This is a genomic window from Ochrobactrum sp. AN78, from assembly GCF_029909885.1.
GTDB classification, from domain to species: domain Bacteria; phylum Pseudomonadota; class Alphaproteobacteria; order Rhizobiales; family Rhizobiaceae; genus Brucella; species Brucella quorumnocens.
On the sequence record NZ_JASAMU010000011.1, the window covers coordinates 38,213 to 54,379 of the forward strand.

Here is a 16,167-nt window from a genome sequence, read left to right on the forward strand (position 1 = left end):
CAGATTAAACCAGATCAAAACGCGCTTTAAACACCTAACCGGATAGATAGGGTAAGTAATGTCCCGACCCATAACCCCGTTGCTCGACAAGGCACCCACGCCGGATGCTTTGCGTGCATTGCCGGAAGCGGACCTGCCGCAGCTTGCGCAGGAATTGCGCGCCGAGATGATCGATGCCGTTTCCACAACAGGCGGGCATCTGGGCGCAGGTTTGGGTGTGGTTGAACTTACTGTAGCGTTGCATCATGTCTTCGACACGCCGCATGATCGTATCATCTGGGACGTCGGTCATCAGACCTATCCGCATAAGATTCTGACGGGCCGCCGGGACCGTATTCGCACATTGCGTCAGGAAGGCGGGCTTTCCGGCTTCACCAAACGCGCCGAGAGTGAATACGATCCGTTTGGCGCGGCACACTCTTCCACGTCTATTTCTGCGGGCCTTGGCATGGCCGTTGCCGCCGATCTTTCTGGCGAAAAGCGCAATGTGATTGCGGTAATCGGCGACGGTTCCATGTCGGCTGGTATGGCTTACGAAGCGATGAACAATGCCGGTGCGCTCGATGCGCGCCTTATCGTCATCCTCAACGACAACGATATGTCGATTGCGCCGCCAACCGGTGCGATGAGCGCTTATCTGGCGCGCCTTGTTTCTGGAAAGACCTATCGCAGCGTGCGTGAAGCCGCCAAGCAGATTGCTAAGAAACTACCGAAATTTTTGCAGGACAAAGCCCGTAAATCGGAAGAATTCACGCGTGCCTTCTTTACCGGCGGTACGATGTTTGAAGAACTGGGCTTTTATTATGTCGGTCCCATCGATGGACATAACCTTGACCACCTGCTGCCGATCCTGAAAAATGTTCGTGATGCGCAGGAAGGTCCTGTGCTCATCCATGTGGTGACGCAGAAGGGCAAAGGCTACGCGCCTGCAGAGGCTGCTGCCGATAAATATCACGGCGTCAACAAGTTCGACGTCATCACCGGCAAGCAGTCGAAGCCGCCTGCAAATGCGCCAAGCTATACCAAGATTTTCGGCACCAGCCTGATCGAAGAAGCGCGTCACGACGACAAGATCGTCGCGGTCACGGCTGCGATGCCAACCGGCACGGGGCTGGACCTCTTCGGCGAAGTGTTTCCAAAGCGCACTTTCGATGTGGGCATTGCTGAACAGCATGCTGTAACGTTTGCCGCTGGCCTGGCCTCAGAAGGTTATAAGCCGTTCTGCGCGATCTATTCGACCTTCCTTCAGCGCGGCTATGATCAGGTCGTGCACGATGTGTCGATCCAGAACCTGCCTGTGCGCTTCCCGATTGACCGCGCTGGGCTGGTCGGTGCCGATGGCCCAACCCATGCCGGTTCCTTCGATACTGGCTTCCTCGCAGCCCTTCCGGGCTTCGTGGTGATGGCTGCATCTGACGAGGCGGAATTGCGTCATATGGTGCGCACGGCTGCTGATTACGACGAAGGCCCAATCTCTTTCCGTTATCCGCGTGGCGATGGCGTCGGCGTCGAACTGCCGGAGCGCGGCTCTCCTCTCGAAATCGGCAAAGGCCGCATTGTGCGTGAAGGCTCGAAGGTTGCACTTCTTTCCTTTGGCACGCGTTTGCAGGAGTGCCTGAGCGCCGCTGATGAATTGGGCGCTGCTGGTCTTTCGACCACTGTTGCTGATGCGCGTTTTGCCAAGCCGATGGATCATGATCTGATCCGCCGTCTTGCGCGCGAACATGAAGTGCTGGTGACTGTTGAGGAAGGGGCTGCTGGTGGGTTCGCGGCGCATGTCCTGCAATTCCTTGCAACCGATGGTCTGCTGGATCGCGGCCTCAAAGTTCGTGTCCTGACGCTGCCTGATGTTTATCAGGATCATGCCAAGCCGGAAGTCATGTATGCCAATGCTGGTCTCGACCGGGCAGGCATTGTGAATACGGTTTTTGCAGCACTCGGTCGCGAAGAGCTGACCGCGTCGTTCCGTGCCTGATATCTCGTCTGATAAAAGCTTGCGGCTTGACCAGTTGCTGGTCGAGCTTGGGTTGTTTGCGACGCGCTCACGTGCGCGCGACGCGATCCAGCGAGGTACAGTCTCGGTGGACGGCAAGCCCGTCACCAAGCCGGGCCAGAACGTCGCCCGTACGGCGAAAATCGCTGTCGATGATCCGGCCAGCGGCTATGTTTCTCGCGGCGCACTAAAACTCATAGCAGCGCTTGATTACTTCGATCTTGATGTGAAGGGCCTGACTGCACTCGATATCGGCGCGTCGACCGGTGGTTTTACGCAAGTGCTGCTGGAGCGCGGCGCTGATCACGTGCTTACCATTGATGTTGGCCATGACCAACTGCATGAGCGCTTGCGCGATGACGCCCGCGTCACCAACAAGGAAGGCGTCAATGCGCGTGCGCTGGACTTCAGCCACCTTGATGGACGTGATATCGGTTGTGTCGTATCGGACGTAAGCTTCATTTCGCTGAAACTCGCTTTGCCCCCGGCATTGGCCTTTGCGCAAAAAGGTGCTATCTGCGCGCTTCTCGTGAAGCCGCAATTTGAAGCTGGCCGCGAGGCTATCGGTAAGGGCGGCATTTTGCGTGACCCGGCAGATGGCGAACGCATAGCAGAAGAACTGAGATCATGGCTTGAGACGCAACCCGGTTGGCGAGCGCTCGGTCTCTGCCCATCGCCCATCGAGGGCGGTGACGGCAATCGTGAATATCTATTGGCAGGAAAGAAGGACTAATGACGACGCAAATTACAATCCGCTCGATAGGTGCGGGCGGCGATGGCGTCGCCAATCTTCCCGATGGCCAACTCTTTGTGCCTTTCACACTGCCGGGCGAAGTGGCCAATGTTGCGCGTGACAAGAACCGCGCGACGGTTATGGCCCTGCTCGAAACCTCAGACGAGCGACAGGACCCCGCTTGCCAGCATTTTGAGGATTGCGGCGGCTGCGCCCTGCAACATTGGCAGGATGAGCCTTATCGCGCTTGGAAGCGTGAGCTGGTCGTCTCGGCGCTTAGAGGCAAAGGGCTCGATGTTGAAGTGGACCCACTGGTCGCCTGTCAGCCGCGCTCACGTCGCCGTGCGACCTTTGCCGCCCGCAAAACGGAAAAAGGCGTGCTGCTCGGCTTCAATCGCCACCAGAGCCATGAGATTATCGATATTGTTGAATGTGCTGTCACGGTGCCGGAAATCATTGCCCGGCTTGATGATCTGCGCGAAGTGGGCGCACTGATTGCTCCCGGCTCAAAGCCGTTCAAGCTCGCTGCTACTGTAACCGAATCCGGACTTGATCTTGCAGCAAGTGGATGTGGCAAGCTGAGCGATGAGCAGCGCCGTGCACTCACCGCACTTATGATGAAAAAGGACTTCGCGCGACTTTCGCACGAGGGCGAAATCATCGTAGAGCCAAAAAAGCCGGTCATTCATTTTGGCAAGGTTCCGGTTCCTGTTCCGCCTGGCTGCTTCCTGCAGGCAACGGTTGAGGCGGAAGAAGTGATGGTGTCGCTGGTCCTTTCGCATCTAGGCAAAGCAAAGCGTGTTGCAGATCTTTTCTGTGGTGTCGGAACATTTGCATTGCGCATTGCTGAAAAGAGTGCGGTCCACGCGATTGAAAACGATGCACCGGCTCTTGCCGCCCTTGATCGCGGCGTGCGCCACGTGCAGGGACTGAAGCCTGTTTCGATCGAACGGCGTGATCTGTTCCGCCGTCCGCTGATGCCAAAGGAATTGCTGCCTTACAATGCCGTGGTCTTTGATCCGCCACGCGCAGGCGCAGAAGAACAAGCACAGGAACTGGCGAAATCGAAGGTTGAGAAGGTTGTCGCGATATCGTGCAATCCTGTAACGCTCGCCCGCGACCTCGCCATTCTGGTGAAGGGCGGCTATCGCATCACCCGCGTCACGCCGATTGACCAGTTTCTCTGGTCATCTCATGTCGAAGCGGTTGTAACGTTGGTAAAGAAGTAATCTTCAATGAAAATGCCGGGCTTTTCAGCCCGGCTTTTTTATAAAATCAGCCTGCTAATTCGTCAAAATTGGCGAGAATAGCCTTCCAGCCCTTGATGTGGCCATCGCGTGAATCAGGGTTGCGGAACTTGACCTGTTTCAGCGTGATTTCTGTTGTATTCGGGTCAACTTCCGTCAAATCGACCGTTACCACACTATCATCCAGCGAATGGGGAGAACCCCAGGTAAACGATAGCCGCGAATGAGGATCAATCTCCAGATATGTACCTGAATGCATCACGTCGCGGTCGACCGTGTGCATCAGAATAGAAAAACGCCCGCCTTTCACCGCATCCGTCTGCACATCCGACGGTTTGGTGCTGTCGGTTGGTACGCGCATGAATTGGGCAAGGGTAGATGGCGAGAGCCATGCATTGAAGACCTTCTCCCGGGGGGCGGCGATCCTGCGATTGACTGTCAGTTCAAGCTCACTCATTTTCTTATTCCTTCGAAACGAGTACATCCTCAAGCGCCTTAAGGCGCATTTCCCAGACAGACTTCAGCTCCGCAAACCAGGCTTCCACTTCTCGCACCGGTTCAAGTTCGGCAGCGATGAAATGCTCGCGGCCCAAAGTCTTGCGGGTGACCAATCCTGCCTCTTCCAACACCTTGATGTGCTTGGAGACTGAGTTGAGCGACATGTCGAAATGAGCGGCGAGTGCAGTCACTCTTGAGGCGCCTTCCTGAACCAGAAGCGTCAAGATATGCCGACGTGTAACGTCTCCGACGGCCTTGAGAATATGTGACAGAGCATCATCGTTCATTATTCACCCGTAAGGTTGAATATATATTATTCAGACTATTAGTCAACCGCATGGTTGAATATTGTGAATCTTTGCCATAGCTGCGCACCGGAAGCAATCCGAGCTTGCTGATATGGCGAATATCCGCGGTCAATTTTATCACTGAGCAGAAAGGGCGAGATCCACCGCTGCTTCCGCATGTAACCGTGTCGTGTCGAACACAGGCGCGGGGCTGTCCTCTTGGCCTATGAGCAGCATGATTTCCGTGCAGCCAAGGATAATGGCTTCAGCGCCGCGTTCTGCGAGGCTGTTGATAATCGCGCGATACTTTTCGCGCGAAACGTCGCGCACTTCGCCGACTACCAGCTCATGATAAATGATGTCATGCACAGTCTTACGGTCAGCGTCATCAGGCACAAGGACTTCAAGGCCGTGTTTTGAAACGAGGCGTCCTTTATAAAAATCCTGTTCCATTGTGAAGGCAGTGCCTAAAAGTCCAACCTTCGTGAGGCCAGCTGCTTTGATCTTTTCAGCAGTCGGATCGGCAATATGAATGAGCGGGATCGATGCGGCGCTTTCAACGTCAGCAGCCATTTTATGCATGGTATTGGTGCAGATCAGGATGAAATCCGCGCCGCCTTTTTCAAGGTTCTGCGCGGCCTCGATCATCAGCTTCGTCAGCTCCTCCCATTTGCCTTCATGCTGTAGCTGCTCGATCTCGCCGAAATCCATCGACCACATCAGGCTTTTAGCTGAATGTGCACCGCCAAGCCGGGCGCGCATTTCCTGATTGATGATGCGATAATATTCCTGCGAGCTCTCCCAGCTCATCCCTCCTATTAGACCGATTGTCTTCATCAATACCTCCCGGATACAGTTAAGGGCGGATTGCTCCGCCCTTGTCAATTAATCACGAATTGTGGGCTAAAGCCGCACTTACATCTTTTCGATAATCTTCGGGTCGCCTTCATGCGCTTTGCCATTGGCAGCGAGGATTGCGGGAACGATGTCTTCCGCCTGATCGATAACCAGTGGCTTCACCTGATGCGCAGTATGCAGGAAGCCTTCATTTGTCATATGCTCAAGAAGTGTGAGCATCGGCTGCCAAAAATTGTTGATGTTCGCAAAGACCATTGGCTTGCGATGCTTGCCGAGCTGCGCCCAGGTCATCATTTCCACGATTTCTTCAACCGTACCGATGCCGCCGGGAAGGGTGACGAAAGCGTCAGACTTCTGGAACATCAGATGCTTGCGCTCGTGCATATCGCCGACGATGATGAGTTCGGTCAGCTCCTGTGCCTTTTCGAGGCTTGCTTCCTTGTCGAGTAGGAAGGTCGGAATGATGCCGGTGACTTCGCCGCCAGCTTCCATTACGCCTTGCGCAACCGCGCCCATGATGCCGCGCGTGCCGCCGCCATAAACAAGGCGAATGCCATGTTCTGCGAGCGAACGGCCAAGCGTCAAGCCCGCCTCACGATAGATGGGGTTCAGGCCCGTTGAAGAGCCGCAATAAACACAAATGGATCGAATCTCAGACATGATTTCTTGTGCTCTTTTGCCGTTTCAGCGTCAAGCTTTGGTGTGAGTGTATTGGTCGGTTTAGCTGGACATTTTCGAGCATAACTATATCTCTGAAGAGGTTGAATTTTGACAGGGAGCTGAACTGTTCATGCGCAAATGGATTTTATTGCTTGGTCTTTCGCTGGCGGCTTCCAGCGCGTCGGCAGGTGAAATCAACATCACGTTGCCCGACGATATCGAGGTGACGACCAACTCCGTCCTCTACACTTGCGGCGATAAGAATGTCTCGGCCACTTACTATAATGCTGGTGATGTTTCTTTGGCCGAACTGGAAATGGAAGACCACACGGTGGTGGCTGCGAATGTCATTTCAGGCTCTGGTGCTAAATATGCCGGCGGCATTTACATCTGGTGGACCAAGGGCGAAACCGCGGATTTGTATAACCTGATGGACGATCCAGAGCAGGAAAAGCCAATCAGCTGTGTTGAACAGTAATTTTTCTGCAATAAACACCTCATAACTTGCGCAATTCTGCTCGGATTTCTTGTAGGTCAAAGCAAAAGGCGGTAAACCCAGTGATTAAATTGTCTCATGTGGGTTCCGGGCCGAAATGCAAAACTACAGATATGGGGTTATCGGTGTTCTTCTCGTCCTCGTTCTAGGCGGGGGCGCATATTATTGGAATTCTGTTAAAGAGCAGGGCGCAACGTCTGATTCAAACGTGGTGGCGGCGACTCCTGAAGCGAGCAGCGCAGCAAAGCCAGCTGAAGCGCCTGCGGCTGTTCAAGAGCAGCAAAACCCTGTCGAAGTGAAGTCGGAGCAGACCACTGAACAGGCTGCCCCCGAAACGCCTCAAGAAGCTCCGAAAGAGGCAAACGTCCCGGCATTCGACATTCTGCGCGTCGAACCAGATGGCTCTGTCGTAATTGCAGGTCGGGCTGCAGCCAATGTCGCCGTCGAGGTCATCTCTGGTTCAAAGGTATTAGGAACGACCAAAGCGGGTGAGAATGGCGATTTTGCCATTGTTCTTGATGAACCGCTTGAGCCGGGCGATCACCAGTTGGTACTGCGGGCAGGTGGTGCAGGTGGTAATGTTGCCACTTCGGCGCAAACAGCTATCGTTTCGGTGCCGGATAGCAGTACTGGTCAGGTTCTGGCCCTCGTTGAAGAGCCAGGTCAGGCAAGCCGCCTGATCACCAAGCCAGAAGCGCCAGCACAGCAGACAACATCTTCACCAGAAGCTGGCACAACGACGACTGAACAAGTGCCGCAGGTGAAAGCCGATCCGGATGCGCCGATTGCTATCGAGGCCGTAGAAATTGAAGGCGACAAGGTTTTCGTTGCTGGCAATGCCAAGGGTTCCAAAGAAGGTGCCACCGTTGTTGTGAACGCTAACGATATCATGCTTGGCTCAAGCGCGATTTCGCCTGAAGGTCGCTTTCTGGTGCAAAGCCAGAAGTCGCTTGCGGTTGGGGATTATATCATCCGAGCTGATCTGGTTGATAGCAGCGGACGGGTGATCGCAACGGTGCGCGTACCTTTCCGTCGCGAAGCTGGCGAGAATGTTTCTGCGATCGCATCCGAAACGAGTGGCCAAAATGGTGGTACAGAGGATCCTGCTACCAGTGCGCCATTACAGAAGGTGGAAGGCTCGGTAATTATCCGCAAAGGTGATAATCTCTGGACTATTTCGAAGCGCACTTACGGTAAAGGTACACGCTACACCACGATCTACCTTGCCAATCGCGACCAGATACGTAATCCGGATTTGATTCTGCCTGGGCAAGTCTTTGTCATGCCACAGCAGCCGCTGGGCGATGACGAAGTGCAGCGCCGCCTGCAGGATTCCTCGAACTGATATAAATTCGTTATCTTCATTTTATGAACGCAGCGTCCATTAGTATGGGCGCTGCGTTATATTGATTTTTTGAGTATAATCGTATATCGTCGATTTACGATGAAGATTTCTATTGAAACGATGTCCGATATTTTTCCGGGCGTGGATGATGATCTTGCGGCGCGCATATATGCTGCGCTCGGGCATCCCGTTCGTATTCACATACTTAGGCAACTGATCCTTGAGGATGCCTGCTGTTGTAAGGACATTGTCGGGCGTCTCGACCTTGCCCAGTCCACCGTATCGCAACATCTCAAAGTTCTCGTACAAGCGGGCCTCATCGACTACCGGCCCGATCGCCAGACCTCGCGCTACAGCGTCAACTGGCAGCAGCTGACCATCATTCGTTCGCATCTCGCAGCCTTTCGTAATGGCTGCTGCGAAAAAACTGTCTGATTTGAAAGAAACACCATGAGCTCCCCCAAAACTGTTTCTGCCGATTCCGGCGAGACATTCAAAACATTGCGAAATCTCTGGCCCTATATGTGGCCAACCGAACGGCCGGACCTGCGTATGCGGGTGGTCTGGGCAACGTTCTATCTGGTGATTTCGAAGATTGTGCTGATCCTCGTACCCTATTTCTTCAAGTGGGTAACGAATGCGCTGAACGGTCAGCTTGATGCACCAAATTACATTCCGCTTATACTAACCGGCGCGGTTATGCTCGTGCTGGCCTATAATGCGGCCAAGATCATTCAGGCAGGTTTGAACCAGCTTCGTGATGCGCTGTTTGCCAGCGTCGGCCAATATGCCGTGCGTCAGCTTGCCTATAAAACCTTCGTGCATATGCATCAGCTTTCGTTGCGCTTCCATTTGGAGCGGCGCACGGGCGGCCTCTCGCGTGTGATTGAACGTGGCACCAAGGGCATTGAAACGATTGTCCGTTTCACCATTCTCAACACGTTGCCGACCATTCTGGAATTTGCGCTGACCGCGGTGATTTTCGCCTTTGCCTACGGATTTTCTTATCTTTTGGTCGTGGCTGCGACCGTCTGCGCTTATACTTGGTTTACAATCAAGGCGAGTGACTGGCGCATCAACATTCGCCGCGAGATGAACGATTCTGACACTGATGCCAACACCAAGGCTATCGACTCGCTGCTCAACTTTGAGACCGTCAAATATTTCGGCAATGAGACGATGGAAGCCAAACGCTTCGATGCGTCCATGGCACGTTATGAAGATGCGGCAACCAAGACCTGGACGTCGCTTGGCTGGCTGAACTTCGGTCAGGCCGTAATTTTCGGCGTTGGTATGGCGATTGTCATGGTGATGTCGGCGCGCGAAGTGCAGGCAGGCACACAGTCGCTGGGTGACTTCGTCTTCATCAATGCGATGCTGATGCAGCTGTCCATCCCTCTCAATTTTATCGGCTTTATCTATCGTGAAATCCGTCAGGGGTTGACCGATATTGAGCAGATGTTCGATCTTCTCGACGTGCAGCAGGAAGTGCAGGATAAGCCTGATGCGCGACCTCTGAATGTGGACAAGGCCGCGATCCGTTTTAACGATGTGCATTTTGCCTATGACTCCAACCGCCCAATCCTCAAAGGCATCAGCTTTGAAGTGCCAGCGGGTAAGACGGTGGCGATTGTCGGCCCATCGGGTGCAGGCAAGTCTACAATCTCGCGACTGCTGTTCCGCTTTTACGATGTGCAGTCCGGTTCCGTTACAATCGACGGGCAGGATGTGCGTGATGTGACGCAGGAAAGCTTGCGTAAAGTAATCGGCATGGTGCCGCAGGACACGGTGCTGTTCAACGACACGATTGCATATAACATTCGCTACGGACGCACGGATGCGACAGACGAGGAAGTGGAAAAAGCTGCCGAAATGGCGCAGATTTCTGGCTTCATCAAGCATCTTCCGGATGGCTATCAGGCTATGGTTGGCGAGCGCGGTCTGAAGCTTTCAGGCGGCGAAAAGCAGCGCGTGGCGATTGCCCGCACAATCCTTAAAGCTCCGCCGATCCTCATTCTCGATGAAGCCACGTCGGCACTCGATACTGCGACAGAACAGGAAATCCAGTCGGCGCTCGATATCGTCAGCCGTGGCCGCACAACGCTTGTCATCGCTCACCGCCTTTCCACGGTAATCGGTGCAGACGAAATCATCGTACTTAAAGATGGCCTGATTGCCGAGCGTGGCACGCATCGGGCATTGCTCAAGCAAGATGGCCTCTATGCTTCGATGTGGAACCGTCAGCGTGAAGCCGACGAGGCAGAGGAACGCCTGCGTCAGGTTCGCGAAAGTGACGATATGGGCGTGGTCATACGCGGCGCTCCTGCGGCTGAATAACCAGACGACTGTCAGGGTGTCTTCACGAACCCTGACAGTCGTGAATAAATTGCGAAATACGTTTCGATTTCCAGCAGGATGAGTTAAAACCGGGCCAAGCTGTCGCATCGTGCCGTTGATCAGGGGAGATTTTCGGCAAAGCGGTGCGCACATAATTCACTAGAGCGCATGGCGTGCCACTGCAGCATGCCGCGTTCCAGAAGGAAAACCGATGAGCCTGTCTGATACAATTCGCAACACTTTCGTGCCGATCCATCGTGAAGGTTATCCGTTTATTGCGGGCTTTTTCGTGGTTTCACTCATTCTGGGCTGGCTGTGGAACCCGCTGTTCTGGATCGGTCTCGTTCTCACTATCTGGTGCATCTATTTCTACCGTGATCCGGAGCGCGTTACGCCGATTGCTGACGATCTCGTCATCAGTCCCGCTGACGGCAAGGTGTCCTTTGTAGGTCCGGCTATCCCGCCTGCAGAACTTGATCTCGGCGCAGAACCGCTTATGCGCGTTTCAGTTTTCATGAATGTGTTTTCGGTGCACATCAATCGCGCCCCGGTCCGTGGCCGCATCGAGAAGATTTTTCACCGTCCGGGCAAGTTTCTGAACGCTGAACTCGACAAAGCCAGCACCGAGAATGAACGTAATTCCGTTTTGATCGATAGTGCCAATGGCAAGGTCGGCGTTGTGCAGATCGCAGGTCTGGTCGCACGCCGTATCGTCTGCTGGTCGCGTGAAAGCGACAATCTGTCGGTGGGTGAGCGTTTCGGCCTGATCCGCTTTGGCTCACGTGTAGATGTTTATCTGCCTGCAGGTGCATCGGTCCGCGTCGCTGTTGGTCAGACGGCTGTGGCTGGCGAAACAGTTCTTGCTGAATTCGGAAGCGAGCGCGTTGAACCTGTGGTGCGGATCGCCTGAGCCGATGGAAACACCGTTCCCACCCTTCGAGCCTAATGGCCGCGTGGATTCATCCCGCGGCCCAAGACTTTCGCAGATCCCTCTGCGTATAGTAATTCCGAATGTCATTACGGTGCTTGCCATTTGCGCAGGCCTGACCGGCATTCGTCTGGCCTTTGAGCACCGCTTCGAGCTTGCTGTGACAATGGTGCTGATTGCCGCCTTTCTTGACGGCATTGATGGCCGCGTTGCCCGCATGATGAAGGGCTCGTCCAAGTTCGGCGAACAGATGGACTCACTGGCTGACATCGTCAATTTCGGCGTTGCACCGGCATTGGTCCTCTATGTCTATGTGCTTGATCAGGCCCGGTCTTTCGGTTGGATCGCAGCACTTCTCTATGCGATTGCCTGTTGCCTGCGTCTAGCGCGCTTCAATGTGATGCTGGAGGACCCTAATCGTCCCCCTTGGCAGAGCAATTACTTTATTGGTGTTCCGGCACCCGCCGGTGCCATGTTGGTGCTCCTGCCGGTTTATCTGGGCTTTCTTGGTCTTACACCGAGCAAGGGTCTGGCGTTCGGCGTTGCAATTTATACGGTGGCGATTGCATTCCTGCTGGTCAGCCGTCTTCCGGTTTACAATGGCAAGTCTGCGGGCAGTCTGGTGCGCCGCGATATCGTCATGCCGCTTATTCTGGCGGTCGTCATTTATGTGGCCTTCCTGATGAGCTTCACATGGCACACGCTGACGCTGACTGCTCTGGGCTATGTGGCTTTCCTGCCACTTAGTCTGGTCGCATGGAATCGTCGTGAAGCAGCTGATCGCAAGGCTGCTCTTGAAAGTCAGCCGTCAGAGGAAGTCTGACGGCAGGTATTTGCCGATGAAATTCACGCGCTCCTGAACTGATGATTTCGGCAGGAGCGCGATTTCATATCCAAGCTCCCTATAGGTTTGCTCCATGGCATCGAACGTGCGCAAGGCTTCTTCGAAGTCCTGTTTGCGCTCGGCGTCCTGTCCGAAAATTTCCGACCACGGCGGAGCCAGAAACACTGTTCTGTTATATTGAATCACTTTAGCAGCTTCATACATATGCGGTGGTACAGGCAATTCGCCAAGCCTCAAATAGCCGATCACATCCGGCACGCCACGGTCAAAAAAGACCGGACCTGCAAAGGCTTGCGCGGCTTTGTGAGAGCGCATTTCCCATGATAGCATCAGCTCTGCAAAGAGTGCGCGGTCAGCCCATGGCAGCGCCGTACCACCGATTGCGACCTGATCCTGAATAATGGCACGGCCTGCTTCCAACGTGCGGGAAAAGCCTTGTTGTCCGAGTGCATCAATCAGCGTGCTTTTACCCGATCCGGGTCCACCGCTGATAACAATGAGATGTTGATAGTCGTGAGACATTGTTCATCCAATCAAATTGGGAAAAGCGCGCGCAAATGCACGCAGCGAAACACGTTGGTCAGGCGAGGGGAAAGTCCGCTTTAAAAATAGGCCCAAAGATGCGGCGAGAGCGGAATAAAGCATTTCCAGCAAAAGTGCGAAGCGGTTTTGCGTAGGGTAATGCGTAAAAATAAATAGTTACAGCGGTTTATTTTTAACTGGAGCCGCTGTGACGCATATAAATTAAATCCGGCCCTGGTTTTATGCAAGGCCGGAAAAGTAAAAATCAGGACGGCATATGATAGTCGAGGAAGCGGTCCTGACGGACGTCAAACAGCTTACCTGTTACATCAAGCGCCGGATCGGCGAGTTTGACGATTTTCTCAGCCACAGACTGCGGTGTTGGCAGAGTGTCTGGGTTTTCCCCCGGCATTGCCTGTGCACGCATGGCCGTGCGGGTTGCGCCCGGATTGACCGAGTTGACATTGAGTTTCATCTGCTTGGTTTCTTCAGCCCAGCTCCGCGCCATAACTTCGACAGCAGCCTTGGAAGCCGCATAAGGGCCCCAGAATGCGCGGCAGGAATGGGCGACACCCGATGAAAGCAGGATTGCACGTCCTGCATCGGACGCTCGCAGCAGCGGGTCAGTGGTGCGGATCAGACGCCATACGCTGGTAACATTGACGTTCATGACCTTGTCGAAAGTCTTGGCTTCAACATGGCCGATGGGGGAAATCGTACCAAGAATGCCAGCATTCGCAACCATGATATCGAGTTTGCCCCAGCGCTCATGAATAGAGCCGCCGAGACGGTCAATTGCTTCCATGTCGGTAATGTCGAGCGGCACGAGCGTAGAGCTGCCGCCAAGCTTGCGAATATCATCGTCGAGTTCTTCCAGTCCCCCAACGGTACGCGCAACAGCGATCACATGCGCACCGCGTTTTGCCAGTTCAAGTGAAAGAAAATAGCCGATGCCGCGCGATGCGCCCGTTACCAAAGCCAGACGGCCTGTAAGGTCGATGCTCATTCCAGTCCCCAATTTCAGTCATGAGATTTACAATAAAAGCGAGGCGGCCTTTGGGGCCGCCTGCGTGAAGATGAATGATCAGCCGTTGCTGGCGAGCAGGGACAACGTATGAACGTTGCTTTCGCCTTCCTGATCCAGGAGGCGGGTTGGGTATTCACCCGTGAAATAGTGATCGGTGAAGGCGGGTGCCTTCGGATCCCGCGCTTCACCGCCAACAGCCTTGTAAAGACCATCAATCGAAAGGAAAGCCAGTGAATCCGCACCGATATAACGGCACATGGACTCAAGGCTGTCATGCTGGTTTGCGAGCAGCTTTTCACGGTCCGGCGTATCAATGCCGTAAAAATCCGGATGAAAGATCATCGGGCTTGCAACGCGGATATGCACTTCCTTCGCACCTGCATCGCGGATCATCTGCACAATCTTGACCGAGGTGGTGCCGCGCACGATGGAATCATCCACCAGAACGACGCGCTTGCCTTCGATCATCGCACGATTGGCCGAATGCTTGAGCTTCACACCAAGGGCACGAATTTGCTGCGTTGGCTCGATAAAGGTACGGCCAACATAGTGATTGCGAATGATGCCATATTCGAACGGAATGCCACTGGCCTGTGCAAAGCCGAGTGCCGCTGGCGTTCCGCCATCGGGCACTGGCACGACCACATCGGCCTCGACGCTGGCTTCGGCAGCCAGGTTAATGCCCATGTTTTTGCGAGCGACATAGACACTGCGTCCGCCGACAACCGAGTCCGGACGTGCGAAATAGACATATTCAAACAAGCAAAGCCGTTCAGGCTGTGGATTGTCTGCCTTGATGCATTCAGTGGTGATGGAGCCATCTTTCTGAATTTCACAGATGATGACTTCGCCGTTTTCGACGTCGCGAATATATTTCGCGCCGATGATATCGAGCGCACAGGTTTCAGAACAGAAGATTGGCTTGCCGTCGAGTTCGCCCATAACGAGAGGGCGAATCCCAACTGCATCACGAGCAGCAATCAGCTTGGTGCGGGTCAGCGCCAGCATGGCATAGCCGCCTTCGACCTGACGGATAGCATCGACGAAGCGTGCGCTTGATGAGACCTGACGCGAGCGCGCAATCATGTGCAACACAACTTCGGTGTCGGACGTCGCCTGAAAGATTGCGCCGGAGGCGATGAGCTGCTTACGCAGCGTAATGCCGTTGGTAAAGTTGCCGTTATGCGCAATCGCGATGCCGCCAACTTCCAGCTCTGCGAACAATGGCTGCACATTGCGCAGGATTGTTTCACCAGTCGTGGAATAGCGTACATGACCGATGGCGCGATCGCCGGGCAAGCGGTTCAGCGTCGAGGCATCGGTGAAGTGGTCGCCCACCAGCCCCATATGCCGTTCAGAATGAAAGCGACGGTTGTGGTAGGACACAATACCCGCTGCTTCCTGTCCGCGATGCTGAAGGGCATGCAGGCCCAGAGCGGTCAGCGCTGCGGCGTCCTCATGGCCAAGAATGCCAAATACACCGCACTCTTCATGCAACGTATCATCGTCTAGCATAAAGGAGTTTTCGTCATGCGATTGTTGGAACATTGTCCGCAAGGCCTTTCGATTGCGGTTACTAAAAGCAACATTTACAGGAAAAGGCCGCGTTTTAAAAGCGATCCCTTGCATGCTGTGCGTTTCAGCCGCTGATATAGTGTAAGACTTTGACTAAAAACAGATGAAACCGACAGCTTTATGCTGCCGGTTTCAAAAAGGTGTATTCGAGATCAGTTTGCAGCCGGTGTATCGTCCGGTACAGGCGTCTCGGTCTGATCACCTGGCTGGCCACCAGCTGGTGCCGGAGTTTCCTGCCCAGGCTTGAACTTTTTGATTGCCGATTCTGGATCGGCTGGCAGGAGATCGATCAACTGCTGGCCGAAGGAATCAAGCATTGGCTTGGATTTCGCATTGTTCACCCAAGCAGGCTGGTTGGTTGGAACCAACCAGTTGAAGAACAGCATAGCGACAACAACCAAAAGAACACCGCGTGCTGCACCGAACAAAAAGCCGAGCGTGCGGTCAAGCGCACCGATGCGGCTGTCGATGATGAAGTCGGCGATCTTCATGGTGATCAGCGAAACAACGATCAGAACCACGAGGAAAACTGCACCTGCGGCTGCGATCTTTGCGATGGTCTCGTTGTTGATATAGGGCTGAAGGAATGGCAGCACGGGCATATAGAACAAATATGCCGCTGCAGCCGCTGCAGCCCAGGAAACCAGCGAAAGCACTTCGCGAGAAAAACCGCGGACCATCGCAAGAACGGCCGAAACCAGCGTTATTCCGAGTAGAATTCCATCAAGTAACGTAATCGGCATTCTGGCCTGTCCTTAATTTATACGCACCGGCATTGCTGCGTGCGGGGCAGTCAAATTTGCGTTAATCTAACAGG

The 16,167-nt window shown here is 54.2% G+C and carries 17 protein-coding genes; 9 read left to right on the forward strand and 8 right to left on the reverse strand.

All coding sequences use genetic code 11. From position 1 onward, the window contains the following. Positions 1-58: 58 nt before the first annotated feature. From dxs to QBD00_RS18185, 3 genes are read left to right on the forward strand one after another with little or no spacing between them, the layout of a single operon-like run. On the forward strand, positions 59-1,975 hold the full coding sequence (dxs, locus tag QBD00_RS18175) for a 1-deoxy-D-xylulose-5-phosphate synthase (protein WP_318580178.1): 1,917 nt from the start codon (positions 59-61) through the stop codon (positions 1,973-1,975). Beyond that, entirely contained in the window at positions 1,968-2,726 is a 759-nt protein-coding gene (locus tag QBD00_RS18180) for a TlyA family RNA methyltransferase (RefSeq protein WP_318580179.1), read from the forward strand. The genes dxs and QBD00_RS18180 overlap by 8 nt, the downstream gene beginning before the upstream one ends. Next, entirely contained in the window at positions 2,726-3,955 is a 1,230-nt protein-coding gene (locus QBD00_RS18185; protein ID WP_318580180.1) for a class I SAM-dependent RNA methyltransferase, read from the forward strand. The genes QBD00_RS18180 and QBD00_RS18185 overlap by 1 nt, the downstream gene beginning before the upstream one ends. 46 nt (positions 3,956-4,001) lie before the next feature. On the opposite strand, the gene QBD00_RS18190 is transcribed toward QBD00_RS18185, so the two are convergent. The 4 genes from QBD00_RS18190 to QBD00_RS18205 form a co-directional block, all read right to left on the reverse strand. Continuing rightward, complete coding sequence (locus QBD00_RS18190) at positions 4,002-4,430, reverse strand: SRPBCC domain-containing protein (RefSeq protein WP_318580181.1); 429 nt, start codon at positions 4,428-4,430, stop codon at positions 4,002-4,004. A gap of 4 nt (positions 4,431-4,434) precedes the next feature. After that, positions 4,435-4,758, reverse strand: a complete 324-nt coding sequence (locus QBD00_RS18195; protein WP_095446155.1) for an ArsR/SmtB family transcription factor — start codon at positions 4,756-4,758, stop codon at positions 4,435-4,437. 138 nt (positions 4,759-4,896) lie between these two features. After that, positions 4,897-5,595: an aspartate/glutamate racemase family protein gene (locus QBD00_RS18200; protein ID WP_318580182.1), complete on the reverse strand. Its 699-nt coding sequence runs from the start codon at positions 5,593-5,595 to the stop codon at positions 4,897-4,899. A gap of 78 nt (positions 5,596-5,673) precedes the next feature. Further along, entirely contained in the window at positions 5,674-6,276 is a 603-nt protein-coding gene (locus tag QBD00_RS18205; RefSeq protein WP_095446157.1) for a TIGR00730 family Rossman fold protein, read from the reverse strand. Positions 6,277-6,406: 130 nt separating this feature from the next. Between QBD00_RS18205 and QBD00_RS18210 the strand changes: the two genes are divergently transcribed. From QBD00_RS18210 to pssA, 6 genes are all read left to right on the forward strand, one after another. Further along, on the forward strand, positions 6,407-6,754 hold the full coding sequence (locus QBD00_RS18210) for an MliC family protein (protein WP_191793056.1): 348 nt from the start codon (positions 6,407-6,409) through the stop codon (positions 6,752-6,754). Between the two features lie 115 nt (positions 6,755-6,869). Then, complete coding sequence (locus QBD00_RS18215; RefSeq protein ID WP_318580183.1) at positions 6,870-8,117, forward strand: Ig-like domain-containing protein; 1,248 nt, start codon at positions 6,870-6,872, stop codon at positions 8,115-8,117. Between the two features lie 99 nt (positions 8,118-8,216). Beyond that, positions 8,217-8,552 carry an ArsR/SmtB family transcription factor gene (locus QBD00_RS18220; protein WP_095446160.1) on the forward strand — a complete coding sequence of 112 codons (336 nt, stop codon included), beginning with the start codon at positions 8,217-8,219 and terminating at the stop codon, positions 8,550-8,552. A gap of 15 nt (positions 8,553-8,567) precedes the next feature. After that, positions 8,568-10,454, forward strand: a complete 1,887-nt coding sequence (locus QBD00_RS18225) for an ABCB family ABC transporter ATP-binding protein/permease (RefSeq protein WP_095446161.1) — start codon at positions 8,568-8,570, stop codon at positions 10,452-10,454. 211 nt (positions 10,455-10,665) lie between these two features. Then, positions 10,666-11,364 (forward strand): phosphatidylserine decarboxylase, encoded by a 699-nt coding sequence (locus tag QBD00_RS18230; protein ID WP_024896168.1) that lies wholly within the window; start codon positions 10,666-10,668, stop codon positions 11,362-11,364. Between the two features lie 4 nt (positions 11,365-11,368). Beyond that, entirely contained in the window at positions 11,369-12,205 is an 837-nt protein-coding gene (pssA, locus tag QBD00_RS18235) for a CDP-diacylglycerol--serine O-phosphatidyltransferase (RefSeq protein WP_095446163.1), read from the forward strand. Here the strand turns inward: pssA and QBD00_RS18240 are convergent. From QBD00_RS18240 to QBD00_RS18255, 4 genes are all read right to left on the reverse strand, one after another. Then, positions 12,191-12,748, reverse strand: a complete 558-nt coding sequence (locus QBD00_RS18240; RefSeq protein WP_318580184.1) for an AAA family ATPase — start codon at positions 12,746-12,748, stop codon at positions 12,191-12,193. The two genes, pssA and QBD00_RS18240, sit on opposite strands and share 15 nt — an antisense overlap. 265 nt (positions 12,749-13,013) lie before the next feature. Beyond that, positions 13,014-13,754: an SDR family NAD(P)-dependent oxidoreductase gene (locus QBD00_RS18245; protein WP_318580185.1), complete on the reverse strand. Its 741-nt coding sequence runs from the start codon at positions 13,752-13,754 to the stop codon at positions 13,014-13,016. A gap of 78 nt (positions 13,755-13,832) precedes the next feature. Next, entirely contained in the window at positions 13,833-15,323 is a 1,491-nt protein-coding gene (purF, locus tag QBD00_RS18250) for an amidophosphoribosyltransferase (protein ID WP_264232134.1), read from the reverse strand. 179 nt (positions 15,324-15,502) lie between these two features. Then, positions 15,503-16,093 carry a CvpA family protein gene (locus tag QBD00_RS18255; RefSeq protein ID WP_151091353.1) on the reverse strand — a complete coding sequence of 197 codons (591 nt, stop codon included), beginning with the start codon at positions 16,091-16,093 and terminating at the stop codon, positions 15,503-15,505. Positions 16,094-16,167 lie beyond the last annotated feature (74 nt).

Bases quoted from the DNA above. Each gene is read 5' to 3' on its own strand.
- QBD00_RS18245 (WP_318580185.1), bottom strand. From the start codon at position 13,754: ATGAGCATCGACCTTACAGGCCGTCTGGCTTTGGTAACGGGCGCATCG.
- QBD00_RS18225 (WP_095446161.1), top strand. From the start codon at position 8,568: ATGAGCTCCCCCAAAACTGTTTCTGCCGATTCCGGCGAGACATTCAAA.
- QBD00_RS18230 (WP_024896168.1), top strand. From the start codon at position 10,666: ATGAGCCTGTCTGATACAATTCGCAACACTTTCGTGCCGATCCATCGT.
- QBD00_RS18255 (WP_151091353.1), bottom strand. From the start codon at position 16,093: ATGCCGATTACGTTACTTGATGGAATTCTACTCGGAATAACGCTGGTT.
- QBD00_RS18220 (WP_095446160.1), top strand. From the start codon at position 8,217: ATGAAGATTTCTATTGAAACGATGTCCGATATTTTTCCGGGCGTGGAT.
- pssA (WP_095446163.1), top strand. From the start codon at position 11,369: ATGGAAACACCGTTCCCACCCTTCGAGCCTAATGGCCGCGTGGATTCA.
- QBD00_RS18205 (WP_095446157.1), bottom strand. From the start codon at position 6,276: ATGTCTGAGATTCGATCCATTTGTGTTTATTGCGGCTCTTCAACGGGC.
- purF (WP_264232134.1), bottom strand. From the start codon at position 15,323: ATGTTCCAACAATCGCATGACGAAAACTCCTTTATGCTAGACGATGAT.
- QBD00_RS18185 (WP_318580180.1), top strand. From the start codon at position 2,726: ATGACGACGCAAATTACAATCCGCTCGATAGGTGCGGGCGGCGATGGC.
- QBD00_RS18210 (WP_191793056.1), top strand. From the start codon at position 6,407: ATGCGCAAATGGATTTTATTGCTTGGTCTTTCGCTGGCGGCTTCCAGC.
- QBD00_RS18200 (WP_318580182.1), bottom strand. From the start codon at position 5,595: ATGAAGACAATCGGTCTAATAGGAGGGATGAGCTGGGAGAGCTCGCAG.
- QBD00_RS18190 (WP_318580181.1), bottom strand. From the start codon at position 4,430: ATGAGTGAGCTTGAACTGACAGTCAATCGCAGGATCGCCGCCCCCCGG.
- QBD00_RS18240 (WP_318580184.1), bottom strand. From the start codon at position 12,748: ATGTCTCACGACTATCAACATCTCATTGTTATCAGCGGTGGACCCGGA.
- QBD00_RS18195 (WP_095446155.1), bottom strand. From the start codon at position 4,758: ATGAACGATGATGCTCTGTCACATATTCTCAAGGCCGTCGGAGACGTT.
- QBD00_RS18215 (WP_318580183.1), top strand. From the start codon at position 6,870: ATGCAAAACTACAGATATGGGGTTATCGGTGTTCTTCTCGTCCTCGTT.
- dxs (WP_318580178.1), top strand. From the start codon at position 59: ATGTCCCGACCCATAACCCCGTTGCTCGACAAGGCACCCACGCCGGAT.